Genomic DNA, 22,301 nt, shown 5'->3' on the forward strand with positions numbered 1-22,301 from the left:
ATCGGGCCGACCAAATACGCTCTGCCGTCGCAGAGTTCACCGCATTGGGCGACAGATATATGCATATCTTGGTGGATCCCACCCGTGACCGGCGCGGTAATGGCAGTCTGGCGAAGAAGCACCAGTCCGGGACCGTACTCGAACCATCCGCACCGTGTCGGGCTCCCGGTCCCGTGGGAAAGGGACGACGTCGCCATGGCAGATCACCTGGAAGCATCCGTCACTCTGCCGAGCGATCCCGCCTCGGTGTCCACGGCCCGCGGCTTCGTGGCCGACGTCCTGGGGGAATGGGGTCTTCCGGCGGACACGGAGGCGGCCGACGCCATCCGGCTCATCGTCTCGGAACTCGCCACCAACGCCGTACAGCACACCTTCGGGCAGTCACCCACCTTCACGGTGGACCTGGTCCTCGACCGTGACGAACACCTGCGCGTCGGGGTCACCGACAGCCACCCGCGCTTCCCCAAACGACTGCCGGCCGCCGTCCAGCAGGACAACGGCCGAGGCATGGTGATCATTCGCTGGCTCACCGCGGAGTGCGGCGGCAGGCTGAGAGTGCGGCCCACCCGGGAGGGCGGCAAGACGGTCACCGTCGAGCTCCCGTGGGCCGTCCCGGCGACGGAGCCGGTGGCCGGAGCTCTGACGGCCCCGGCGGAGGGTGAGCTCCCGGGGCGTTGAAGGCGCGTCAGGACGCCCCCACCGCCCCGGGAAAACCAGCCCGTGACCCTGGCAGGCCCTAGCGGACCCGCCCGTACCAGACGCTCTTGGTCCAGATCTTCTGGAGCTTCACCACGTCGCCGGTCTTCGGCGAGTGCCAGATCTTGCCCTTACCCGCGTAGATCCCGACGTGGTACACGTTCGAGCCCGAGTGGAAGAACACGAGGTCGCCCGCCTTGCGGCTGGACGACGAGATGTGCTTCGTCTTGTTGTACTGCTGGGCCGCCGTGCGGGGCAGGCTCTTGCCCGCCTTCTTGAACGAGTACAGCGTGAGCCCCGAGCAGTCGAACCTCTTCGGTCCGGTGGCGCCGTACTTGTACGGGGCACCCTTCTTCGAGGCCGCGATCTGGAGCGCCTTCGTCGCCGGTGTGGCGGCCGCGGCGTCGGGGGCGAGCCCCGGGACCACGACGGAGCCGCCCACGGCGGCGATGGCGAAAGCCGAGGCCGTACCGGCCCGGGCCATGAGCGACGGGACACGATTGAGCGCAGTCATGCGCAACCCTTCGTCAGCCGCCTGTGAAGGATGACCTGTCGGATTCGGGCTGGCGAAGTTGCCCGGCCGCTGCTGCGGCTTCACCCCAAGGGCTGCTCGGCCCGGTCATGGCGTGACCGTTCCGGCGACCCGTCGTGCTTGGGTCCTCCACTCCTGCCGATGCACTCCTGTCGACCGGTCATCCGTGCGGCGGCAGGACTCGGCGTCCGCCCGGACCGCCCCGCCGCTTGTGGCGGGGGCTTGTCGTCAGTCAGGGATCTTGGCTCACCGATGTCCGAAAATCCCAACGGAACCGGGGATTTGTGGGGTTACTCACCACTCACCCGTTCGGGTGGACACCCTGATGGGGGATCAGGTGTCAAGGCGCCTCAAGGCCTCCCACCAGCGGTGGAGTCCGCTGTTCCGCCCGAAGAGCGCCCTTTTGCGCAACCTCGGAGGGTCCGGGGGAGCAGTAGACGCTCCGCTGAACGGGGGTACCTCTTCTGGGCCGTTTCGACTCCGGTCCGGTCGTCACGTCCCGGGCGTGAGCGGTCCGGACCGGAGGTGGGCCACTCGGGTCAACTGTCGGAGAGCGGGGGCAGCGTGACACGCGCGGTGCGGCGCTCTCCGTCCAGGACGCGCAGCGCCCGCGCGAGCGTCGGCGCGTGCAGCTCGCTCTCGCCCCGCTGGTGCATCAGCGTCAGCGCGTCGCGCAGCGCGGCCGCCTTGGTCACCAGCGCCTGGGCGGCGCGCAGTCCGCGGTAGGTGTCGCCGTGGTGGGCCGGGTTGATCCGGCCGAGCATGTCGACCACGTCGAGGTAACCGTCGATCAGCTCGGCCTCCGCGCGGGTCAGTGCGGGCAGCGGCGGCAGCTCGGGCACCATCGGCGGCTCACCTCCCGCCGGACGCGCCGGCCGAGGCCCTGCGGCCGGGGACGATCCCGTCCACCAGGCCGTACTCCACGGCCTCCTGGGCGGTGAGGAACCTGTCCCGCTCGATGTCCGCGGCCACCTGCTCCGGCGTCCGTCCGGTGTGCCGTACGAGCATCTCCTCCAGGCCCGCGCGGGTGCGTGCCAGCTCCTCGGCCCGTACGGCCAGGTCGCTGGCCCGTCCCTCGAAGGGCTCGGGCGGGGACGGCTGGCGGATCGTCATCCGCGCGCCCGGCAGTGCGTACCGCTTGCCCGGCGTGCCCGCGGCGAGCAGCACCGCGGCGGTCGAATCCGCCCGGCCCAGGCAGGTCGTCCCGACGTCGCAGGTGACGAAGCGGATGGTGTCGTAGAGGGCCGTCATCGCGCTGAAGGAGCCGCCGGGGGAGTTGATGTACAGCGCGATGTCCCGGTCCGGGTCCTTGTGCTCGAGGTACATGAACATGGCCGTCACGTCGTTCGCCGAGATGTCGTCGATCGGCGTCCCCAGGAAGACGATCCGCTCCTCCAGCAGCTTCGAGTACGGGTCGACGGTCCGGTGCCCGAAGCTCGTGCGCTCGGTGAACTCGGGCAGTACATGGCGGGCGGACGGTCGGTTCATCGGAGCCCCCTCCTTCTGCGTCTGACGGCATCTGTAAAAAATGTACAGGACGTACGTGACGTTAGAATGGGGTCATGGCCTACGAGATTCCGGTGACGCAAGCCAGGGCTGAACTCGCCGACCTGATCAACCGCGTGGTGTACGGCGGTGAGCGTGTCGTCGTGACACGCCACGGCAAGCCTCTCGTCGCCCTCGTCTCCGCCGCCGACCTGGAGCGACTCGACGAACTCGACAGGGCCGCGGAGGAGCCGGTGATCAGCTCGGTCACGACCGTGCGCGAGGTCGCGTCCGCTCCCCGCGAACAGCATCGGTTCGGGGTCACGGCGGAGTACCGGGGACCGAATCCGTCGTAGGGCACGCCAGGGCTCTGGGGCCGGGCCCGGAAGCGCCGGGCACCAGAAAGGCCGTGCAGCCCCGGAGTCGGGGGCGCACGGCCCTGTGGAAGGTCCGGCCTCGGAACGGGTCGGGCGACGAGCGCCGATGAGGCGACGAGCGCGGTTCGTGCGACGAGCGCCGGTCAGGCGACGAGCGCGGGCCGCCGTGCCTCGGCGGGCGGCTCGGCCCGGCTCGGTCCCGGCTTCAGCTGAGCGCCCAGCAGTACCGCCCCGAGGCCCAGCGCGGCCCACCAGACCAATGTGAGCGCGGGGCCGGTCGCCGCCGCTCCGTCGAAGAACGACACCGAGCGCAGCAGGGTCGTCCCGGCGCCCGGCGGCAGCCACTGGCCGATCGCCCCGACCGGCTCCGGCAGCATCCGCGGCGCCGAGGCGGCCCCGGAGAACGGGTTCCCGAGGAACATCACCAGGAACGACACGACTCCGATGCCCGGTGTGCCGAGCAGCGCGGCACAGCCCGCCACCGCCGCGCTCACCGCCAGCGTCGACAGCCCCAGCACCGCCGCCTCCGCCCACCAGTCACCGGTGAGCACCCCGAGCCAGCTGTGCGCCAGCGCCGCCGCGACCAGCCCGACCAGGGCGGCGGCGCCGACCAGCGCGAGCACGGCGCGGACCCCGCGCAGGCCCAGCAGGGACGCCACCGCGCCCGCCGCGATCCCGGCGAGGGCCAGCGGCAGCACGCTCGCGCCGAGGGCCGAACCACGCGGGTCGGCGGCCGGCGCCGCCACCACGTCCACCGTCTTCACCCGGGTGCCCGAGGCGGCCGCCGGCTCGGCGACCGCCTGCTGGAGCAGCTGGGCCACCAGCGGGCTCGCGGCCGAGGCGGTCAGCAGCTCGGGCCCCTCGGCCGTGACGACCACCGCGCCGTATACGGTCCGGTCCTTCACAGCGTCCCGGGCGGCCGTCCCGTCGGCGTAGTGGTGGATCTCGAAGGCTCCCTGGTGCCGGGTCAGCTGCCCCTCCAGCTGTGCGGTCGCGGCGGGCGGGCCGGCCACGCCGATCGGCAGGTCGCGGGGCGCGGTGCGGGCGGCCGGCCAGGCGAAGGCCCAGAGGGCGACGGCGGCGAGGGTCGGAACGAGCAGGACGACGGCGATCAGGCGCCGGGTGGCGGACATGGGGGCTCCCCCTGGAAGCGGTGGGACGGGTCGGCGTGCGCGGTAAAAAGAAGGATCGTTCGTTTTAGGTACGACGACACCGTCCCGCCGGACCGGCGTCTTGTCAAGAAGGAATGTTCGTTTTACTTTGTGACCATGGCCCGTGTATCCCAGGCACACCTCGACGCCCGCCGCCGGCAGATCCTCGACGGCGCGTCGGTGTGCTTCGCCCGCAACGGCTTCCACGCCACGTCCATGCAGGACGTGCTGAAGGAGGTCGACCTCTCCGCCGGGGCGGTGTACCGCTACTTCAGCGGCAAGGAGGAGCTCATCGCCGCGATCGTCGGAGAGGTGCTCGACGAGGTCCGCGAGAGCTTCGAGGAGGAGGGCCGGCACATTCCGCCACCGGCGCCCGACATCCTGGTCTCCTCGGTCTTCGGCCGGGTCCACACCTCCCGGGAGTACCTGACCGTCGACGGGCTGCCGGCCTTCCCCCGCCTGGTGATCCAGGTGTGGACGGAGACACTGCGCAACCCGGAGCTGGCGGCGATCCTGAGGGAGGGCTACAGCGGGGTGCGCGAGGCGTGGGGGCGGATCGTGGTCGCCTACCAGGAGGCCGGGATGATGCGGTCCGACGTGGCGCCCGACCATGTGGCCCGCACCATGATCGCCGTCGTCCTGGGCTTCCTCGTCCAGCAGTCGCTGTTCGGGCCCGCTCCGGTCGAGGTGCTGCGGGACGGGCTGCGCGCGTTGATGAGCGTGTCGGCCCCGCTCTCGGGGGCCTGAATCGACCACAGCTCGGTTAACTTGCTCGAAATGCGGTCCAACTAGCCTGCCGATCCATGCCACCTGGGTCTTTGCCCCGTGGCCGCGGCAACCGGGCCCCGCACGGTCCGGAGCGAGGATGTGAGGTGGGACGTGCAACTGACCCCGCACGAGCAGGAGAGGCTGCTGATCCACGTGGCGGCCGACGTAGCCGAGAAGCGCCGGGCCCGCGGGCTCAGGCTCAACCACCCGGAGGCCGTGGCCCTCATCACGTCGCACATCCTCGAAGGGGCGCGTGACGGCCGTACGGTGGCCGAGCTCATGTCCTCCGGCCGCAAGCTGCTCACCCGCGACGACGTCATGGAGGGCATCCCCGAGATGATCCACGACGTCCAGGTCGAGGCCACCTTCCCGGACGGCACCAAGCTCGTCACCGTCCACGACCCGATCGTCTGAGAGGGCCTCGATGATTCCCGGAGAGATCCTGTTCGCGGCGGACCCGGTCGTCTGCAACGAGGGCCGCGAGGTCACCCGGCTCACCGTCCTCAACGCCGCCGACCGGCCCGTCCAGGTCGGCTCCCACTACCACTTCGCCGAGGCCAACCCCGGCCTGGAGTTCGACCGCGCCGCCGCCCGCGGCCGGCGGCTGAACGTCGCCGCCGGCACCGCCGTGCGCTTCGAGCCCGGAATCCCCGTCGACGTCGAACTCGTCCCCCTCGCCGGCGCCCGGGTCGTGCCCGGTCTGCGCGGGGAGACCGGAGGTGCCCTCGATGCCTGAGATCTCGCGTGCCGCGTACGCCGACCTGTTCGGCCCGACGACCGGCGACCGCATCCGGCTCGCCGACACCGACCTGCTGATCGAGATCGAGGAGGACCGCTGCGGCGGCCCCGGACTCGCCGGTGACGAGGCGGTCTTCGGCGGCGGCAAGGTCATCCGTGAGTCCATGGGACAGTCCCGCGCCACACGCGCGGAGGGCACCCCCGACACCGTCATCACGGGCGCGGTCGTCGTCGACCACTGGGGGGTGGTGAAGGCCGACGTCGGCATCCGCGACGGGCGCATCACCGGGATCGGCAAGGCCGGCAACCCCGACACGATGGACGGGGTCCACCCGGACCTGGTCATCGGCCCGGAGACCGAGATCATCGCCGGCAACGGACGGATCCTGACGGCCGGCGCGGTCGACGCGCACGTCCACTTCATCTGCCCGCAGATCGCCGACGAGGCGCTGTCCGCCGGTGTCACCACACTGGTCGGCGGCGGCACCGGACCGGCCGAGGGCTCGAAGGCGACCACCGTCACGCCCGGCCCCTGGCACCTCGCGCGGATGCTGGAGGCGATGGAGCAGTACCCGCTGAACATCGGCTTCCTCGGCAAGGGCAACACCGTGTCGCAGGACGCGATGCTGTCGCAGATCCGGGGCGGGGCGCTCGGCCTGAAGCTGCACGAGGACTGGGGCTCGACGCCGGCCGTCATCGACGCCTCGCTCACCGTCGCCGACCGGACGGGCATCCAGGTCGCGATCCACACGGACACCCTCAACGAGGCCGGGTTCGTCGGCGACACGCTCGCCGCGATCGCCGGACGCGGCATCCACGCCTACCACACCGAGGGTGCGGGTGGCGGGCACGCGCCGGACATCATGACCGTGGTCTCCGAGCCGCACGTGCTGCCGAGCTCGACCAATCCGACGCGGCCGTACACGGTGAACACCGCCGAGGAACACCTCGACATGCTGATGGTGTGCCATCACCTCAACCCGGCGGTCCCCGAGGACCTGGCCTTCGCCGAGTCTCGAATCAGGCCGTCGACGATCGGGGCCGAGGACGTGCTGCACGACCTCGGGGCGATCTCGATCATCTCCTCCGACGCGCAGGCCATGGGCAGGGTCGGCGAGGTCGTCCTGCGGACCTGGCAGACGGCGCACGTCATGAAGCGGCGCAGGGGCTCCCTGCCGGGCGACGGCCGGGCGGACAACCACCGGGTGCGCCGCTACATCGCCAAGTACACGATCAACCCCGCGCTGGCCCAGGGACTGGCCCGCGAGATCGGCTCCGTCGAGAGCGGCAAGCTCGCCGACCTCGTGCTGTGGGAGCCGGCGTTCTTCGGCGTCAAGCCGCACCTCGTCATCAAGGGCGGACAGATCGCGTACGCGCAGATGGGCGACGCCAACGCCTCGATCCCGACGCCGCAGCCGATTCTGCCGCGTCCGATGTACGGCGCGATCGGCCGGGCACCCGCGTCGAACTCGTTCAACTTCGTGGCGCCGCTCGCGATCGAGGACGGGCTGCCGGAGCGTCTGCAGCTGGGCAAGAGGTTCGTCGCCATCGACTCCACGCGCGGGGTGACCAAGGCGGACATGCGGGAGAACGACGCCCGGCCGCGCGTCCAGGTCGACCCCGACAGCTTCGCCGTGCACATCGACGGCGAGCTGGTCGAGGCGACTCCGGCCGCCGAACTGCCCATGGCGCAGCGCTACTTCCTGTTCTGACGTGGTTCTGACCCGGTTCTGAGGACATCGATGTGACAAGGGCAGCACTGCTCGTCCTGGCCGACGGCCGTTTCCCCGCCGGAGGGCACGCGCACTCCGGCGGGGCGGAGGAGGCCGTCAAGGCGGGCCGGATCACCGGCGCGACGACCCTGGAGACCTTCCTCCGCGGGAGGCTGCACACCACCGGGCTGGTGACGGCGGCGCTGGCGGCCGCCGCCGCGGCCGGGGCCGACCCGGTGGAGCTGGACGCGGCGGCGGACGCCCGCACCCCGTCCCCGGCGCTGCGGCTGACCGCCAGGAAGCTGGGCCGGCAACTGATGCGGGCCGCCCGGGCGGCCTGGCCGAGCACCGAACTCGACGCCCTGGCAAGCGAGTTCCCCAAGGGTGCCCACCAGCCCGTGGTGTTGGGGCTGACCGCGCGGGCGGCCGGGCTCGGGGCCGAGGACGCGGCCTACTGCTCGGTCTACGAGAGCGTGAGCGGACCGGCGACGGCCGTGGTGCGGCTGCTGAGCCTCGACCCGTTCGAGGCCACGGCGGTGCTGGCCCGGCTGGCGCCCCAGCTGGACCGGGTGGTCGACCGGGCGGTGTCCTGCGGGGCGGCGGTGCCGACGAAGGGCGTCGACGTGCTGCCGGCGGCGTCGGCGCCGTTGCTGGAGATCGGGGCGGAGGTGCACGCCGCCTGGCCGGTACGGCTGTTCGCCTCCTAGCGTCCGTCGTCCAGCCGTCCCCGTCGTCCCGTCGTCGCGCGGTCCAGCCGTCCCCGTCGTCCCGTCGCCCAGCCGCCCCCGCCGCCCCTTCCCGACCCCGACCCCGGGGGTTCTGCCCCCGGACCCCGTTCGGCCCTGGACGGGCCTCGTCCTCGGACTCCGGACGGGCTGACTTGAGGAGCCGTAGTCATGCATCTCGACCACACCCCCCACGGGCCGGCCGCCGTCGGTGCCGACGCGCACCGTACGGACGGCTCGCGGCGCGCCCTCCGTATCGGACTCGGCGGTCCCGTCGGTTCCGGCAAGACCGCCACCGTCGCCGCGCTCTGCCGGGCGCTGCGTGACGAACTGTCCCTCGCCGTCGTCACCAATGACATCTACACGCGCGAGGACGCCGAGTTCCTGCTGCGGGAGGCCGTGCTGCCGCCCGAGCGGATCACCGCCGTCGAGACGGGCGCCTGTCCGCACACCGCGATCCGGGACGACATCTCCGCCAACCTCGAGGCCGTGGAGGATCTGGAGGACGAGGCCGGGCCGCTGGACCTGATCCTCGTGGAGTCCGGTGGGGACAACCTCACCGCCACCTTCTCCAAGGGCCTCGTGGACGCGCAGATCTTCGTCATCGACGTCGCCGGCGGGGACGACATCCCGCGCAAGGGCGGGCCCGGTGTCACCACCGCCGATCTGCTCGTCGTCAACAAGACCGACCTCGCGCCGTACGTCGGCTCCGACCTCGCCCGGATGGCCGCCGACGCCAAGGCTCAGCGGGCCGAACTCCCGGTCGTCTTCCAGTCGTTGCGGAGCGAGGTCGGCGTCACGGACGTCGCCGCGTGGGTGCGGGCGCAGTTCGCCGCCTGGACGGCGTGACATGAGCGGAGTGCACGCCACCGCACGGATCGGGGCGAGGGCCGACGGACGCGGCGGGACCTCCCTGCCCGTCCTCGAGAGCGACGGGCCGCTCGCCCTGCGGCGCACCCGGGGCGCCGACGGCGAGGCACGCGTCCTGCTCGTCGGCGCGATGAGCGGACCTCTCGGCGGTGACCGCTTCGCCGTCGAGGCCGACGTCGCGAGCGGCGCCCGGCTGCAGGTCGGTTCGGCCGCCGCGACCATCGCCCTGCCCGGGCAGGCGAAGGGCGAGGCCCACTACGACGTACGCCTCACGGTCGCCGACGGCGGCGAACTGCGCTGGCTGCCCGAGCAGTTGATCTCGGCCAAGGGGAGCGAACTGTTCGTCACCACGCGGGTCGAGCTCGGGTCCGGCGCCCGGCTCGTGCTGCGCGAGGAGCAGGTGCTCGGCCGGGTGGGGGAGGAGCCGGGGAGACTGACCAGCCGACTCACCGTGCGGGTCGCCGGGCGGGTCGTCCTCGATCAGGAACTGGCCTGCGGGACCGGCGCGCCCGGCGGCTGGGACGGGCCCGCCGTCCTCGCGGGGTATCGTGCCGTGGGGCAACTCGTCGTCGTACGGCCGGAGTTCCTCGAGACGCCCACGGCGGCCCGCAGTGTCGGCGAGCACGCCAGGGTCATGCCGCTGGCCGGCCCCGCCGCTCTCGTCACCGCCGTCGCGCCCGACGCGCTGCTGCTGCGGCGGGCGTTGGACGAGGCGCTCGCCGATGTCGACATCCGGTGAGCGGTACATCACTTTCCGGTTATCGGATTGGCAAAGAAGGTCAACGACACCTTTTCTCAGGTGCCTCACAGCCGCGAGGATCCCTCTGCCGCCATCACCAGGTAGGGGAGTTCCCACTTGAAGGACATACGACCGAACAAGCGCACCACGGCGCTCGGATCGGCCGGCGTGCTCGTCGCCGCGACGATGCTCGCCGGCGCTTTCGCGGCGCCCACGGCCAGCGCGACCAGCGGCCGTCCGGGCCAGGACCGGGAGGCGCGTGGCGCCGCGATCGCCGCGGAGCGCGCCGGCAAGGCCGGCATCGACTGGCAGGACTGCCCCGCCGACTGGGGCCTGGAGAAGCCGATCCAGTGCGGCTGGGTCACCGTGCCGCTCGACTACGCCAAGCCGAACGGCAAGCAGATCAAGCTCGCCGTCGACCGCATCGGCAACACGGGCACGGCCCAGGAGCGCCAGGGCGCGCTCGTCTACAACCCCGGCGGCCCCGGCGGTTCGGGCCTGCGCTTCCCGCGCCGCGTCACCACCAAGGCCCCCGTCTGGACCAACGTGGCGAAGGCCTACGACTTCGTGGGCTTCGACCCGCGCGGCGTCGGCCACTCCGCCGCCATCTCCTGCATCGACCCGCAGGAGTTCGTCAAGGCGCCGAAGGCCGACCCGGTCCCGGACAGCGAGGCCGACAAGCTCGCCCAGATCAAGCTCGCCCGTGAGTACGCGGACGGGTGCGCCGAGCGCAGCGGCAAGGCCGTGCTGGCGCAGATGACCACCCCGAACACCGTCCGCGACCTGGACGTGATCCGCGCCGCCCTGGGCGAGAAGAAGCTCAACTTCCTGGGCGTCTCCTACGGCACCTACATCGGCGCCGTCTACGGCACCATGTTCCCCGGCCACCTGCGCCGCATGATCGTCGACAGCGTGGTCAACCCCTCCCGCGAGAAGATCTGGTACGAGGCCAACCTCGACCAGGACGTCGCCTTCGAGGGCCGCTGGAAGGACTGGCAGGACTGGGTCGCCGCCAACGACGCCACCTTCCACCTCGGCACCACCCGTGCCGCCGTCCAGGCCAAGTGGCTCGAACTGCGCGCCACCGCGAAGAAGAACCCCATCGGCGGGATCGTCGGCCCGGCCGAGCTGATCTCCTTCTTCCAGAGCGCCCCGTACTACGACTCCTCGTGGATCCCGGTCGCCACGATCTTCAGCAAGTACTTCGCGGGAGACACCCAGGCGCTCGTCGACGCGGCCGCGCCGGACCTGACCGACACGGCGGGCAACATCTCCTCGGAGAACGGCAACGCCGTCTACACCGCCGTCGAGTGCACCGACGCCAAGTGGCCGACCAGCTGGCGGAAGTGGAACAGCGACAACACGCGGCTCAACAAGGACTACCCGTTCATGACCTGGGCCAACGCGTGGATGAACCTGCCGTGCGCCTACTGGCCGGTCAAGCAGCAGACGCCGGTGGACGTCAAGACCCACAAGGGCCTGCCGCAGGTGCTCATCGTGCAGTCCACGGACGACGCGGCCACCCCGTACGAGGGTGCCGTCGAACTGCACAAGCGCTTCAAGGGATCCCGTCTGATCACCGAGAAGGACGCCGGCTCCCACGGAGTGACCGGCCTGGTGAACACCTGCATCAACGCGCGGGTGGACGCCTACCTCCTCACCGGCAAGCTGGACACCGCGGACGTGACCTGCGCGCCGCACGCCACGCCCAAGCCGTAGCACCGCCCGTCTGACAGCGAAGGGCGGCCGGAGCGATCCGGCCGCCCTTCCGGCGTCTTGACGGAACATCAGCCGCCGAACGCCGGTGTCGGCCACCGGACGGCGGCGACACGACCGTCGGCCCCGGAGCACCCGCGGCGGCGCACCCCCTCGTGACGGAACGTCAGCGGGACGGCAGACGCGGGAACCTGCGTTCCCTCTCCGTCTTCGCCGCCTTGGCCGCCGCCTGCCCCTCCGCCTTGGCCACGGCCGCGTACTGGTCCACGTACTCCTGCTCGGACAGCGTCAGGATCGCGTACATGATCTCGTCGGTGATCGCGCGCAGCACCGCCTTCTCGTTCTCCATGCCGAGGTAGCGGGAGAAGTCGAGGGGCTTGCCGAAGCGGATCGCCACCGGGTGCAGGGTCGGGATCACCTTGCCGGGCGGCTGTGCCTCGAAGGTGCCGATCATCGCGCAGGGGATGACGGGGACCTGAGCCCTGAGCGCCATCACGGCCACCCCGACCTTGCCCTTGTACAGGCGGCCGTCGTGGGAGCGGGTGCCCTCCGGGTAGATGCCGAGCAGTTCGTCCTTGCTCAGCACGCCGAGGCCCTCGCGGATCGCGGCCTGGCCGGCCTCCTTGCCGGAGCGGTCGACCGGGATCTGGCCCGCGCTGCGGAAGAAGGCCGCGGTCAACCGGCCCTTGATGCCGGGGCCCGTGAAGTACTCGGCCTTCGCGAGGAAGGTGATGCGGCGTTTGAGGATCGCGGGCATCAGGAAGTGGTCCGAGAACGACAGATGGTTCCCGGCGACGATCGCGGGTCCCGACTCCGGTACGTGCTCGAGGCCTTCGATCCGCGGTCGGAAGACCAGTCTCAGCAGGGGGCCCAGCAAGACGTACTTGAGCACGTAGTAGAACAAGGGGTCGCTCCTCACTCCGGCGGATCGGCGGGATGGCCGCCTGACCAGGGTGCTGCTCCCGGAGGGTGCGCAGCAAGCCGCTGGGAGGCCCGGTCGGCGATCGTGGCGCCTTCGGGAGGCGCCCGCGGCGCTTTTTCGTCGAATCTCCACGGATCTTGCCGCAACCGTGTCGGTTCTCACATCCGCCGAGGGCGAGACGTCGCGGATGTCCCACCGCCTGCGACGGATCTTCATCAACTCCTCACCTCCCCTCCGCTTTTGACCTGCCCGGCGGCGGCCGACGGCGCCGCTCACAGCCGCACGATCACCAGCGCCGTGTCGTCGGTCGCGCCCCCGGGCGGCAGCAGCTCCAGCAGGACGGCGTCGGCGAGGGACTCCGGGTCCGCCTCCCGGTGGCGCGCGAGGGAGTCGGCGAGGCGGGCGAGGCCCGTGTCGATGTCCTCGTGCCGCCGTTCCACGAGTCCGTCGGTGTACAGGGCGAGGGTGGCGCCGCTGTCGTAGGCGGTGCGTGCCTGGGGCCGGCGGACCGGCGTGGGCCGGGCGTCGAGCGGGGGGTCGGTGGCCCGGTCGAGGAACTCCACCCGGCCGTCGGCGTGGACGAGCACGGGCGGGGGGTGCCCGGCGCTGCTGTAGGTGATGGTGCGGTGGTCGAAGTCGATGAACGTGGTGACCGCGGTGGCCGATTCGGCGCCGTCCACGACATGCGCGTACCGCCCGAGGACGTTCAGCGCCTCGGCCGGACCCGCGGCGACCCGGGAGGTCGCGCTGAGCGCGCTGCGCAGCTGGCCCATCACCCCGGCGGCCTCGAGGCCGTGCCCGACGACGTCGCCGACCGACACGCCGAGACGGTTGCCGCCGACGAGGTCCACCAGGTCGTACCAGTCCCCGCACACGTTGAGCGCGCCGACCGCCGGCCGGTAGCGCACGGCGGCCCGGTGGTGTCCGACCTGCCGTCCGGCGGGCAGCATCGCCTCCTGGAGGGCGAGGGCCACCTCGCGTTCCCGGGCGTGCGCCAGCCGCAGCCGCTCGTTGAGTTCCTGGAGCTCACGGGCGCGGGTGTACAGCTCGGCCTCCAGGACGCGGCCCCGGCTGCCCGCCCGTGCTCCGTCCCCGCCCGCCCCGCGGCCGCCGCGGGCCCGGATCAGCTCGGTGACCTCCTCGACCCGGTGCACCAGCAGCACCACCGAGCCGTCCCGTCCGTACACGGGGGCGTTGACGGGGCTCCAGTAGCGCTCCTCCCACTCGCCGGGCTGCTCGCTCGACTCGACGTCGTAGCGCTGGAGCGCCATGGCCTCCCGCTCGCCGGTGTCCAGCACCCGGCGCAGCGAGGCCGCCAGGTGGCGCATGCCGGTCGCGGCGCCGTCGTTCGGATTGTCGGGGAAGACCTCGAAGAGGTGCCGGCCGATCAGTTGCTCGCGCTTGCGGCCCGCCACCCGCAGGTACTCCCTGTTGGCGTCCGCGTACACCAGCTCGGGCGTCAGCAGCGCCACCATGCCCGGCAGTGCCTGGAACACCGCCGCGTAGTCGATCGCCGTGTCGTTCATGGACGCGCCCCATCCGCCGGTCTTGCGTCATTTTCTCATGTCGTGTGACGAATCGGGTTGATGTGCCGTTTCGCGGAGTCGCTCACACGCCGGGCTCGGTGAGCGACTGCTCCGCCCAGATGATCTTGCCCTCCGGCAGAAAGCGGGTGCCCCACCGCTGGGTGACCTGCGAGACCAGCAGCAGCCCGCGGCCGCCCTCGTCGGTGGCGCGCGGATGGCGCAGATGCGGCGCGGTGGTGCCGCCGTCGAAGACCTCGCAGACCAGGGTGCGCTCGCGGATCAGCCGCAGCCGGATCGGTCCGACGGCATACCGGATGGCGTTGGTGACCAGCTCGCTCACGACCAGCTCGGTGGTGAACGACAGGTCCGCCAGACCCCACTCCGCGAGCCGGCGGCTCGCCGTCTTGCGGGCCTCGGCCACCGCCGCCGGGTCGGCGGGCAGTTCCCAGTCGGCGACCCGGTCGGCGGCCAGCCGGCGCGTCCGGGCCATCAGCAGGGCCACGTCGTCGTAGGGGCGGGCCGGGACCAGGGCGTCGATCACCGTCCCGCAGCGCAGCTCGAGCGTGCCCGCCGACTGCTCCAGGGCCTGCCGCAGCCGTTCCCGGTCGGTGTCCAGTGCCCACCGCTCGCCCCGGGCCAGCAGACCGTCCGTGTGCAGCGCGAGCGTGCTGCCCTCCGGCAGGGTCACCTCGGACGACTCGAACGGCGGCCCGCCCGCGCCGAGCGGCGGCCCCTGCGGCAGCTCGATGAACGTGACGGTGCCGTCGGGCAGGACGACCGCCGGGGCGGGGTGCCCGGCCGCGGCCATCACGCACCGCCCGTCGACGGGGTCGTAGACGACGTACACGCACGCGGCGCCCACCGTCTGGGCGCCGCCCCTCCGCGGATCCGGCGGCCCCTGCGGCTCCGTCTCCGCCGCCACGCCCTCCTCGTCGTCCATGCGGGTGACCAGGTCGTCGAGGTGCGCGAGGATCTCCTCGGGCGGCAGATCCAGGGCGGCCAGGGTCCGCACGGCGGTCCGTACGCGCCCCATGGCCGCGGCGGCGTCGATGCCGTGCCCGGGCACCTCGCCGACGACCAGCGCCACCCGCGCCCCCGACAGCGGGATCAGGTCGTACCAGTCACCGCCGAGACCGGTCAGCTCGTCGGCCGGCCGGTAGCAGGCGGCCACCTCGACCGCGTCCTGCTCGGGCAGCCGGCGGGGGAGCAGATTGCGCTGGAGCACCAGAGCCGCGTCGCGCTCGCGCGTGTAGCGGCGGGCGTTGTCCACGCAGACGGCCGCCCGGGAGACGAGGTCCTCGGCGAGGACCAGGTCGTCCTCGCCGAACGGCTCGTGCCGGTGCTGCCGCAGGAACGTGGTCACGCCGAGCGTGACGCCGCGCGCCCGGACCGGCACGATCAGGGCGCTGGGGGGCTCGGATCCGGCGGGCAGACCCGCGACCCACTCCTCGTTGGGCGCATCGAGCGGGTCGAGCGGATCGAGGCGTTCGACCCGCCAGGGCCGCCCGCCGGCCAGACAGCGCACCGCGGGTGAGCCGGCCCGGTGCACGACCTCCCGGGTACCGGCCGCGTCCGCGGGATCGCCGGCCGCCCGCCGTCCCGCCCTGCGCAGGGTGACGGAGTCGTCCGCGCCGTCACCCGCCCGGTCGGGCGTGGGCTCGGCGCCCCGCAGCACCGGCTCCAGCAGATCCACGGTGACGAGGTCGGCGAACCCCGGCACCGCCACGTCCGCCAGCTCCTGAGCGGTCCGGGCGATGTCCAGGCTGCGGCCGATGCGCCGGCCGGCCCGGTCGAGCAGGGCGAGCCGCTGCCGGGCGCGGTGCCGCTCGGTCATGTCCACGACCGTGTAGTAGACGCCCATCGGGCCGCCGTGGTCGTCGTCCAGGCGGGTGAACGACAGCATGTGCGCCGTCTCGCGGTGCGGTGCCGCCCGGACCCGCCCCACGAACTCGTAGCCGAGGACGGGTTCGCCGGTCGCCAGCACCCGTCGCATCTGCGCCTCGATCGCCTCGGAGTCCAGCCCCGGCTGGACCTCGGCCAGCCGCAGCCCCAGCCGGCTCTCGGGCGGACCGCCGCCGAACTGGGCCAGCGCCGCGTTCGACCACACGAAACGCAGGTCGGTGTCGACCATCGCTATGCCGATCGGGGAGCCGCCGATCATCTGCTCCAGCACCGCGCGGCTCATGTCCCAGCCGGGCGCGTCGGACATCTCGTTCAGCAGGACCAGCCAGCGCGCGCCGCCGGGCTCGTCGGCCGAGGTGAACCGCGCCATGACGGACACCGGCCGCCCGTCCCGGCGGCGGGCGGACAGCAGCCCCGCCCAGCCGCCGTCCCGACGGCACCGGTCCATGACGTACGGGAGCCGTGCGGCGTCCCCGGGGGTGAGCACCGCGGCCAGGTCCCTGCCCACCGCCTCGGCGGCCCGATACCCCAGCAGGCGCTCGGCGTCCCTGGTCCAGCTCGTCACCACCCCCCGCGTGTCGAGCAGCAGGGGGGCGGTGTCCGCCACGTCGAACCACCGGCGGGCAACGTCGTCCTCGTCGTGTGCGCCCACGGCCGACCTCTCTGTCGCTGAGAGTGGTCTACCACCTCCTGACCCAATCTTCACCCTGCCTGCACGACAGCGGCCGAGCCACCCGGGAGGCGGGCGCCGCGCACCGGCGCGGCCGGGAATCCGCGCCCCTCGCGGGGCGCGTCCCTCAGGCGTCCCGCGTCAGCACCTTCTCCAAGGTGGCCAGCGCCGAGGCCAGTTCCTCGCCGGTGATCGTCAGCGGCGGCGCCAGCCGGATGGTCGAGCCGTGGGTGTCCTTGACCAGGACGCCCTCCCGCATGAGGCGCTCGCTCACCTCGCGGCCGGTGCCCAGCGCCGGGTCGACGTCGACGCCAGCCCACAGCCCGCGCGCCCGGAAACCGACGACGCCCTTGCCGACCAGCCCGGTCAGCCCGTCCCGCAGGACGACGCCCAGCTCGGTCGCCCGGCGCTGGAACTCACCCGTCTCCAGCAGTTCCACCACCGCCGTGCCGACCGCCGCGGCCAGCGGATTGCCGCCGAACGTCGACCCGTGCTCGCCCGGCCGCAGCACCGACAGCACCTCCCGCCGGGCCACCACCGCCGACACCGGCACGATCCCGCCGCCCAGCGCCTTGCCGAGCAGCAGCACGTCGGGAACGACCCCCTCGTGCTCCACGGCGAGCGTCCGTCCGGTACGGCCGAGGCCGGACTGGATCTCGTCCGCGATGAACAGACAGTTCCTGCGGCGGGTCAGCTCCCGCACCCCGGCCAGATAGCCGTCGTCGGGGATGACGACGCCCGCCTCGCCCTGGATCGGCTCGATCAGCACCGCCGCCGTCGTCTCGTCGACGGCCGCCTCCAGCGCGGCCAGGTCGTTGTACGGCACGATCCGGAAGCCCGGCGTGAACGGCCCGAACCCGGCCCGTGCCGTCTCGTCCGTCGAGAAGCTCACGATCGTCGTCGTACGGCCGTGGAAGTTCTCCGCGGCCACCACGATCGTCGCCCGGTCGGCGGGTACGCCCTTCACCTCGTACGCCCACTTGCGGGCCACCTTGATGCCGCTCTCGACCGCCTCCGCGCCCGTGTTCATCGGCAGGACCATGTCCAGGCCGGTCAGCTCCGCGAGCCGCTCGGCGAACTCGGCGAGGCGGTCGTTGTGGAAGGCGCGGGAGGTGAGGGTGAGACGGTCCAGCTGGCGGTGGGCCGCCTCGATCAGCAGCGGATGCCGGTGGCCGAAGTTGAGGGCCGAGTAGCCGGCCAGCATGTCGAGGTAGCGGCGGCCCTCGACGTCCTGCACCCAGGCGCCCTCGGCGCTCGCGACGACCACGGGCAGCGGATGGTAGTTGTGCGCGAGGACGGGCTCCTCGGCGCGGATCAGATCGGCGGAGGTGCGCGTCGGGACGACGGGTGCGGTCATGAACGGATCTCCTGCGTGCAGCACTTGATGCCACCGCCGGCCTTCTGGAACTCGGAGAGGTCGACGGGGACGGGGACATAGCCGCGCTCGGTGAGACGGGAGGCGAGGGCCTCGGCCCGGGGCGCGATGAAGACATGGCGCCCGTCGGAGACCGAGTTCAGGCCGAACACCATGGCGTCGTCGCGGGTGGCGAGCACCGCGTCCGGATAGAGCCGGGCGAGCACCTCACGGCTGCCGGAGGAGAACGCCTCCGGGTAGTACGAGATGTTGTCGTCGTCCAGGACGAACAGCGCCGTGTCCAGGTGGTAGAAGTGCGGGTCCACCAGGGTCAGGCTGATCACCGGGTGGCCGAAGAACTCCTGCACCTCCCGGTGTGCCTCACGGGTGGTCCGGAAGCCGGTGCCGGCCAGCACGTACCGGCCCGTCCACACCAGGTCGCCCTCGCCCTCGCAGACGGACTCCGGCCGGTGGACGTCGTAGCCCGCCGCCTTGAACCAGGTGTCGTAGTGGACGGACTCGGGCCGGCGCTCGGGCGCGTGGAACAGGGAGCCGAAGACCCGGCCCGCCACCACGACCGCCGAGTTCGCGGCGAAGACCATGTCCGGGAGTCCGGGGGCCGGCTCCACGGTGTCCACGGTGTGGCCGTGGGCCCGGTAGGCGCGGATCAGCGCCTGCCACTGCTCCTGGGCGAGGTCGACGTCGACGGGGCTGTCGGGACGCATCCAGGGGTTGATCGCGTACTGCACGGCGAAGTGTCTGGGCTCACAGACGAGAAAGCGCCGGGGGCGCCGCACACGGGTCTCGGTCACAGAGAGGTACCTCCACCTTTCCATTTTCCTACGGTGTCGACGGGGGATCGACACCAAGGTAGGAAATGACCGGGACGCCCGACAAGGAACAAGCATTGCGTGTTGACGCAGGAATGCTGCGTGATTCACCCGGTCGACGCAGGTTCGCTGCGCCCGCGCAGGTTTATTCGGGAGCGGGCTGGCTCGCGCCCGCCTCCGGGCTGTCCGGCAGCAGATGGGACAGCACCATCACGCTGATCGTCTTCCGGATGAAGGGCTCGGCCCGGATGCGCTCCAGCACGTTCTCGAAGTGCTCCACGTCCCGCGCCCGCACATGCAGCAGCGCGTCCGCCCCACCCGTCACCGTCATCGCGGCGGTGATCTCCGGATGGTTGCGCGCCACCTCCGCGAGCCGTCTGGGGGGCGCGGCGCCCTCGCAGTACACCTCCACGTACGCCTCCGTGCGCCAGCCCAGCGCCGACGGCTGCACGGTGGCCGTGAACCCGGTGATCACCCCGGTGTCCCGCAGCCGGTCCACCCGGCGCTTGACCGCCGTCGACGACAGCCCGACGGCCGTCCCGATCTCGGCGAAGCTCGTCCTGGCGTTCGCCATCAGAGCGGTGACGATCTTCCGGTCGAGTTCGTCGAAAGGGGCGGGCGCGCTGTTCATGCGGGCACTGTATCCAGCGCGTACGTCCACACCCCGGTACATGTCCAGTCGTGCGGATCGCCCCTACACTCCACCTTCATGCTGCGCGCCCTCGCCGTCGACGACGAACGCCCCTCGCTGGAGGAGCTGCTGTACCTGCTCACCGCGGACCCCCGGATCGGCACCGTGGAGGGCGCCGGCGACGCGACCGAGGCGCTGCGCCGCCTCAACCGCGCCCTGGAGTCCGGCCCCGACGGCCCCGAGGCCATCGACGTGGTCTTCCTCGACATCCAGATGCCCGGCCTCGACGGCCTCGACCTCGCCCGCCTCCTCACCGGCTTCGCACGGCCGCCCCTGGTCGTGTTCGTCACCGCCCACGAGGACTTCGCCGTCCAGGCCTTCGACCTCAAGGCCGTCGACTACGTCCTCAAGCCCGTCCGCAAGGAACGCCTCGCCGAGGCGGTCCGTCGCGCCGTCGAACTCAGGGCCGCCGAACGCCGCGGAGCCGCCCCGCGCATCCCCGTGCACGAGCCCGACCCGGACCACATACCCGTCGAGCTCGGCGGTGTGACCCGCTTCGTCGCCGTCGACGACATCACCCACGTCGAGGCCCAGGGCGACTACGCCCGGCTGCACACCGAGCGCGGCAGCCACCTGGTGCGCATCCCCCTGTCCACCCTGGAGGAGCGCTGGCGCGCCCGCGGCTTCGTCCGCATCCACCGCCGCCATCTCGTCGCCCTGCGCCACATAGGCGAACTCCGCCTGGACACCGGCACGGTGAGCGTCCTGGTCGGCGGCGAGGAACTCCAGGTCAGCCGCCGGCACGCCCGCGAACTGCGGGACCTGCTGATGAGGAGGCCCTGACCGTGCCCCACCAGGACCCCGCCGAACGGCGTGTCGTGGTCACCGGCCCCGCCCGGCGCACCCGGCGCGCCTCCGGCTACTACCGGCCGCGCTCCGAGATCGACGAACAGACCACCCTCGGCCACACCTACGTCCGTTCCCTGATGCGCTCCCAACTGCGCGCCGCCCTCGCGGTGTTCGCCGTCCTCATGCTGCTCGTGGGGCCGCTCCCGCTGCTCTTCGCGGCGATGCCCGACGCCCACCGTCTCGAATGGGCGGTCCTCGGCTTCTGCCTCTACGCCCCGCTCGTCCTGCTCGCCCGCTGGTACGTGCGCCGCGCCGAACGCAACGAACGCGACCTCGTACGCCTGGTCGAGGACCGATGAACTCGGCCTTCGCCGTCCCCGCCGTCGCGCTCGTCGTCGTCGCGACCGTCCTCGTCGGCGCCTTCGGCCTGCGCATCTCCCGCACCACCTCCGACTTCTACGTCGCCTCGCGCACCGTCGGCCCACGCCTCAACGCGGCCGCCATCAGCGGCGAGTACCTCTCCGCCGCCTCCTTCCTCGGCATCGCGGGCCTGGTCCTGGTCCAGGGGCCGGACATGCTCTGGTACCCGGTCGGCTACACCGCCGGCTACCTCGTGCTGCTGCTCTTCGTCGCCGCCCCGCTGCGCCGCTCCGGCGCCTACACGCTCCCCGACTTCGCCGAGGCCCGCCTCGCCTCCCAGTCGTCCCGGCGGCTCGCGGGCGCCTTCGTCGTCGGTGTCGGCTGGCTCTACCTGCTGCCCCAGCTCCAGGGCGCGGGGCTGACGCTGACCGTCCTGACCGGCGCCCCCGACTCGCTCGGCGGGCTGATCGTCGCGGTCGTCGTCACCGCGACCGTCGCCGCGGGCGGCATGCGCAGCATCACCTTCGTGCAGGCCTTCCAGTACTGGCTCAAGCTCACCGCCCTCCTCGTCCCGGCCCTCTTCCTGGTCCTCGCCTGGCAGGGCGACGGCGCACCGCGCGACGCCTTCGGGGAACCGGCCACCTTCCGCGACCAGCGGGTCGTCCGCATCGACGACACCCTCGACCTCCGACTGGACCGCCCGCTGACCGTGACGGTGGACGGCCGCGTCGACGGCCGCCCGCACCGGGACGCCGTGCTCCGGCTCCCCGTCGGCACCCACCGCATCGAGCGGGGCGCCCGCCTCACCTTCGCCGAGGGCACCGCCGTTCCCGTCGCCGAGCGCGGCAGCAACGGCGGCATGTCCACCTCCCTCGCCGCCGGCCGCGAGGAGCGCCCCCTGTACGCCACCTACGGCCTGATCCTCGCGACCTTCCTCGGCACCATGGGCCTGCCGCACGTCGTCGTGCGCTTCTACACCAGTCCGCACGGAGTCGCCGCCCGCCGCACCACGGTCGCCGTCCTCGCCCTGATCGGCGCCTTCTACCTGCTGCCGCCCGTCTACGGCGCCCTGGGCCGCCTCTACGCCCCCGAACTGGCCCTCAGTGGCGACGCCGACGCGGCCGTCCTGCTGCTGCCCGACCGGGTGATCGGCGGCCTCGGCGGCGACCTGCTGGGCGCGCTGGTCGCCGGGGGAGCCTTCGCCGCGTTCCTGTCCACGGCGTCCGGGCTGACGATGGCCGTCGCGGGCGTGCTCACCCAGGACGTCCTGCCGACCCGCGGCGTACGGCACTTCCGGCTGGGCACCGGGCTCGCCATGGCCGTACCCCTCGCCGCGAGCCTGCTGGTGGGCGGCCTGCCGGTGGCCGACGCGGTCGGGCTGGCCTTCGCCGTGTCGGCGTCCTCCTTCTGCCCGCTGCTCGTCCTCGGCATCTGGTGGCGCCGGCTGACTCCGCCCGGCGCGGCCGCCGGGATGCTGGTGGGCGGCGGTTCGGCGTTCGTCGCCGTCGCCGCGACCATGGCGGGCTTCCCCGGCACGGGCGGTCTGCACGCGCTGCTCGCCTGGCCCGCGCTGTGGTCCGTACCGCTCGGCTTCCTCACCATGATCCTGGTGTCCCTGGCCACCCCGGGGCGGGTCCCGGCCGGCACGGCGGCGATCCTGGCCCGGTTCCACCTGCCCGAGGAACTGCGCACGGACGAGCTGCGGGCGGCGGAGGCGAAGGCATGACGGCGCACGCGACAGCGACGGA

General features: G+C 72.4%; 23 protein-coding genes and 1 riboswitch. Of the genes, 13 read left to right on the forward strand and 10 right to left on the reverse strand.

The window, feature by feature from the left end:
• Positions 1-195: 195 nt before the first annotated feature.
• The gene (locus ABT070_RS04855; protein ID WP_351754719.1) at positions 196-678 is read left to right on the forward strand and encodes an ATP-binding protein; all 483 of its coding nucleotides are present in this window, start codon (positions 196-198) and stop codon (positions 676-678) included.
• 58 nt (positions 679-736) lie between these two features.
• On the opposite strand, the gene ABT070_RS04860 is transcribed toward ABT070_RS04855, so the two are convergent.
• From ABT070_RS04860 to ABT070_RS04870, 3 genes are all read right to left on the reverse strand, one after another.
• The gene (locus ABT070_RS04860; protein ID WP_171395903.1) at positions 737-1,210 is read right to left on the reverse strand and encodes a C40 family peptidase; all 474 of its coding nucleotides are present in this window, start codon (positions 1,208-1,210) and stop codon (positions 737-739) included.
• A 3-nt stretch (positions 1,211-1,213) separates the two neighbouring features.
• A riboswitch (cyclic di-AMP (ydaO/yuaA leader) is annotated at positions 1,214-1,384 on the reverse strand.
• 383 nt (positions 1,385-1,767) lie between these two features.
• Positions 1,768-2,073, reverse strand: a complete 306-nt coding sequence (locus ABT070_RS04865; protein WP_351754722.1) for a hypothetical protein — start codon at positions 2,071-2,073, stop codon at positions 1,768-1,770.
• A 7-nt stretch (positions 2,074-2,080) separates the two neighbouring features.
• Positions 2,081-2,716, reverse strand: a complete 636-nt coding sequence (locus ABT070_RS04870; RefSeq protein ID WP_351754725.1) for an ATP-dependent Clp protease proteolytic subunit — start codon at positions 2,714-2,716, stop codon at positions 2,081-2,083.
• Positions 2,717-2,790: 74 nt separating this feature from the next.
• Here ABT070_RS04870 and ABT070_RS04875 point away from each other — a divergent pair, with 74 nt between their 5' ends.
• The gene (locus tag ABT070_RS04875; protein WP_351754727.1) at positions 2,791-3,069 is read left to right on the forward strand and encodes a type II toxin-antitoxin system Phd/YefM family antitoxin; all 279 of its coding nucleotides are present in this window, start codon (positions 2,791-2,793) and stop codon (positions 3,067-3,069) included.
• Positions 3,070-3,233: 164 nt separating this feature from the next.
• Here ABT070_RS04875 and ABT070_RS04880 read toward each other — a convergent pair whose 3' ends face one another.
• A complete protein-coding gene (locus ABT070_RS04880) occupies positions 3,234-4,223 on the reverse strand; it encodes an ABC transporter permease (protein WP_351754729.1) in 990 nt (329 codons plus the stop codon).
• Positions 4,224-4,358: 135 nt separating this feature from the next.
• Between ABT070_RS04880 and ABT070_RS04885 the strand changes: the two genes are divergently transcribed.
• The 8 genes from ABT070_RS04885 to ABT070_RS04920 all read left to right on the forward strand — a co-directional run bounded on the left by ABT070_RS04885 (position 4,359) and on the right by ABT070_RS04920 (position 11,512).
• Complete coding sequence (locus tag ABT070_RS04885) at positions 4,359-4,988, forward strand: TetR/AcrR family transcriptional regulator (protein ID WP_351754732.1); 630 nt, start codon at positions 4,359-4,361, stop codon at positions 4,986-4,988.
• A 132-nt stretch (positions 4,989-5,120) separates the two neighbouring features.
• Positions 5,121-5,423: an urease subunit gamma gene (locus ABT070_RS04890; protein ID WP_028808600.1), complete on the forward strand. Its 303-nt coding sequence runs from the start codon at positions 5,121-5,123 to the stop codon at positions 5,421-5,423.
• 10 nt (positions 5,424-5,433) lie between these two features.
• On the forward strand, positions 5,434-5,745 hold the full coding sequence (locus tag ABT070_RS04895; protein WP_351754736.1) for an urease subunit beta: 312 nt from the start codon (positions 5,434-5,436) through the stop codon (positions 5,743-5,745).
• The gene (locus ABT070_RS04900; RefSeq protein ID WP_351754738.1) at positions 5,738-7,459 is read left to right on the forward strand and encodes an urease subunit alpha; all 1,722 of its coding nucleotides are present in this window, start codon (positions 5,738-5,740) and stop codon (positions 7,457-7,459) included. Before ABT070_RS04895 ends, ABT070_RS04900 begins: the two co-directional genes overlap by 8 nt.
• Positions 7,460-7,491: 32 nt before the next feature.
• The gene (locus ABT070_RS04905; protein ID WP_351754739.1) at positions 7,492-8,166 is read left to right on the forward strand and encodes an urease accessory protein UreF; all 675 of its coding nucleotides are present in this window, start codon (positions 7,492-7,494) and stop codon (positions 8,164-8,166) included.
• A gap of 189 nt (positions 8,167-8,355) precedes the next feature.
• On the forward strand, positions 8,356-9,033 hold the full coding sequence (gene ureG / locus ABT070_RS04910; protein ID WP_351754741.1) for an urease accessory protein UreG: 678 nt from the start codon (positions 8,356-8,358) through the stop codon (positions 9,031-9,033).
• Between the two features lies 1 nt (position 9,034).
• Positions 9,035-9,793 carry an urease accessory protein UreD gene (locus ABT070_RS04915; RefSeq protein WP_351754744.1) on the forward strand — a complete coding sequence of 253 codons (759 nt, stop codon included), beginning with the start codon at positions 9,035-9,037 and terminating at the stop codon, positions 9,791-9,793.
• 186 nt (positions 9,794-9,979) lie between these two features.
• Entirely contained in the window at positions 9,980-11,512 is a 1,533-nt protein-coding gene (locus ABT070_RS04920; RefSeq protein WP_451100717.1) for an alpha/beta hydrolase, read from the forward strand.
• Positions 11,513-11,675: 163 nt separating this feature from the next.
• Here the strand turns inward: ABT070_RS04920 and ABT070_RS04925 are convergent, their stop codons facing one another.
• The 6 genes from ABT070_RS04925 to ABT070_RS04950 all read right to left on the reverse strand — a co-directional run bounded on the left by ABT070_RS04925 (position 11,676) and on the right by ABT070_RS04950 (position 19,344).
• The gene (locus tag ABT070_RS04925; protein WP_351754748.1) at positions 11,676-12,413 is read right to left on the reverse strand and encodes a lysophospholipid acyltransferase family protein; all 738 of its coding nucleotides are present in this window, start codon (positions 12,411-12,413) and stop codon (positions 11,676-11,678) included.
• Between the two features lie 290 nt (positions 12,414-12,703).
• Complete coding sequence (locus ABT070_RS04930; protein ID WP_351754751.1) at positions 12,704-13,957, reverse strand: PP2C family protein-serine/threonine phosphatase; 1,254 nt, start codon at positions 13,955-13,957, stop codon at positions 12,704-12,706.
• Between the two features lie 82 nt (positions 13,958-14,039).
• Positions 14,040-16,511, reverse strand: a complete 2,472-nt coding sequence (locus ABT070_RS04935) for a SpoIIE family protein phosphatase (protein WP_351754754.1) — start codon at positions 16,509-16,511, stop codon at positions 14,040-14,042.
• A gap of 145 nt (positions 16,512-16,656) precedes the next feature.
• Positions 16,657-17,886, reverse strand: a complete 1,230-nt coding sequence (gene rocD / locus ABT070_RS04940) for an ornithine--oxo-acid transaminase (protein WP_351754757.1) — start codon at positions 17,884-17,886, stop codon at positions 16,657-16,659.
• Positions 17,883-18,695, reverse strand: coding sequence for a dimethylargininase (gene ddaH / locus ABT070_RS04945; RefSeq protein WP_351754760.1), 813 nt, complete (start codon positions 18,693-18,695; stop codon positions 17,883-17,885). Before ddaH ends, rocD begins: the two co-directional genes overlap by 4 nt.
• Before the next feature lie 163 nt (positions 18,696-18,858).
• Positions 18,859-19,344: an Lrp/AsnC family transcriptional regulator gene (locus ABT070_RS04950; RefSeq protein ID WP_351754763.1), complete on the reverse strand. Its 486-nt coding sequence runs from the start codon at positions 19,342-19,344 to the stop codon at positions 18,859-18,861.
• A gap of 78 nt (positions 19,345-19,422) precedes the next feature.
• Between ABT070_RS04950 and ABT070_RS04955 the strand changes: the two genes are divergently transcribed.
• The 3 genes from ABT070_RS04955 to ABT070_RS04965 are packed head-to-tail and all read left to right on the forward strand — an operon-like array spanning position 19,423 to position 22,279.
• Complete coding sequence (locus ABT070_RS04955; RefSeq protein WP_351754766.1) at positions 19,423-20,187, forward strand: LytR/AlgR family response regulator transcription factor; 765 nt, start codon at positions 19,423-19,425, stop codon at positions 20,185-20,187.
• Positions 20,184-20,552, forward strand: coding sequence for a hypothetical protein (locus tag ABT070_RS04960; protein ID WP_451100715.1), 369 nt, complete (start codon positions 20,184-20,186; stop codon positions 20,550-20,552). The genes ABT070_RS04955 and ABT070_RS04960 overlap by 4 nt, the downstream gene beginning before the upstream one ends.
• Positions 20,549-22,279 carry a sodium/solute symporter gene (locus ABT070_RS04965; RefSeq protein WP_351754770.1) on the forward strand — a complete coding sequence of 577 codons (1,731 nt, stop codon included), beginning with the start codon at positions 20,549-20,551 and terminating at the stop codon, positions 22,277-22,279. The genes ABT070_RS04960 and ABT070_RS04965 overlap by 4 nt, the downstream gene beginning before the upstream one ends.
• Positions 22,280-22,301 lie beyond the last annotated feature (22 nt).

The sequence above is a fragment of the Streptomyces sp. NPDC002884 genome, from assembly GCF_040295245.1.
In the GTDB taxonomy this organism is placed as follows: domain Bacteria; phylum Actinomycetota; class Actinomycetes; order Streptomycetales; family Streptomycetaceae; genus Streptomyces.

Bases quoted from the DNA above. Each gene is read 5' to 3' on its own strand.
- ABT070_RS04930 (WP_351754751.1), bottom strand. From the start codon at position 13,957: ATGAACGACACGGCGATCGACTACGCGGCGGTGTTCCAGGCACTGCCG.
- ABT070_RS04955 (WP_351754766.1), top strand. From the start codon at position 19,423: ATGCTGCGCGCCCTCGCCGTCGACGACGAACGCCCCTCGCTGGAGGAG.
- ABT070_RS04880 (WP_351754729.1), bottom strand. From the start codon at position 4,223: ATGTCCGCCACCCGGCGCCTGATCGCCGTCGTCCTGCTCGTTCCGACC.
- ABT070_RS04865 (WP_351754722.1), bottom strand. From the start codon at position 2,073: ATGGTGCCCGAGCTGCCGCCGCTGCCCGCACTGACCCGCGCGGAGGCC.
- ABT070_RS04885 (WP_351754732.1), top strand. From the start codon at position 4,359: ATGGCCCGTGTATCCCAGGCACACCTCGACGCCCGCCGCCGGCAGATC.
- ABT070_RS04895 (WP_351754736.1), top strand. From the start codon at position 5,434: ATGATTCCCGGAGAGATCCTGTTCGCGGCGGACCCGGTCGTCTGCAAC.
- ABT070_RS04920 (WP_451100717.1), top strand. From the start codon at position 9,980: ATGCTCGCCGGCGCTTTCGCGGCGCCCACGGCCAGCGCGACCAGCGGC.
- ABT070_RS04900 (WP_351754738.1), top strand. From the start codon at position 5,738: ATGCCTGAGATCTCGCGTGCCGCGTACGCCGACCTGTTCGGCCCGACG.
- ABT070_RS04875 (WP_351754727.1), top strand. From the start codon at position 2,791: ATGGCCTACGAGATTCCGGTGACGCAAGCCAGGGCTGAACTCGCCGAC.
- rocD (WP_351754757.1), bottom strand. From the start codon at position 17,886: ATGACCGCACCCGTCGTCCCGACGCGCACCTCCGCCGATCTGATCCGC.
- ABT070_RS04855 (WP_351754719.1), top strand. From the start codon at position 196: ATGGCAGATCACCTGGAAGCATCCGTCACTCTGCCGAGCGATCCCGCC.
- ureG (WP_351754741.1), top strand. From the start codon at position 8,356: ATGCATCTCGACCACACCCCCCACGGGCCGGCCGCCGTCGGTGCCGAC.
- ABT070_RS04860 (WP_171395903.1), bottom strand. From the start codon at position 1,210: ATGACTGCGCTCAATCGTGTCCCGTCGCTCATGGCCCGGGCCGGTACG.
- ABT070_RS04870 (WP_351754725.1), bottom strand. From the start codon at position 2,716: ATGAACCGACCGTCCGCCCGCCATGTACTGCCCGAGTTCACCGAGCGC.
- ABT070_RS04965 (WP_351754770.1), top strand. From the start codon at position 20,549: ATGAACTCGGCCTTCGCCGTCCCCGCCGTCGCGCTCGTCGTCGTCGCG.
- ABT070_RS04915 (WP_351754744.1), top strand. From the start codon at position 9,035: ATGAGCGGAGTGCACGCCACCGCACGGATCGGGGCGAGGGCCGACGGA.
- ABT070_RS04950 (WP_351754763.1), bottom strand. From the start codon at position 19,344: ATGAACAGCGCGCCCGCCCCTTTCGACGAACTCGACCGGAAGATCGTC.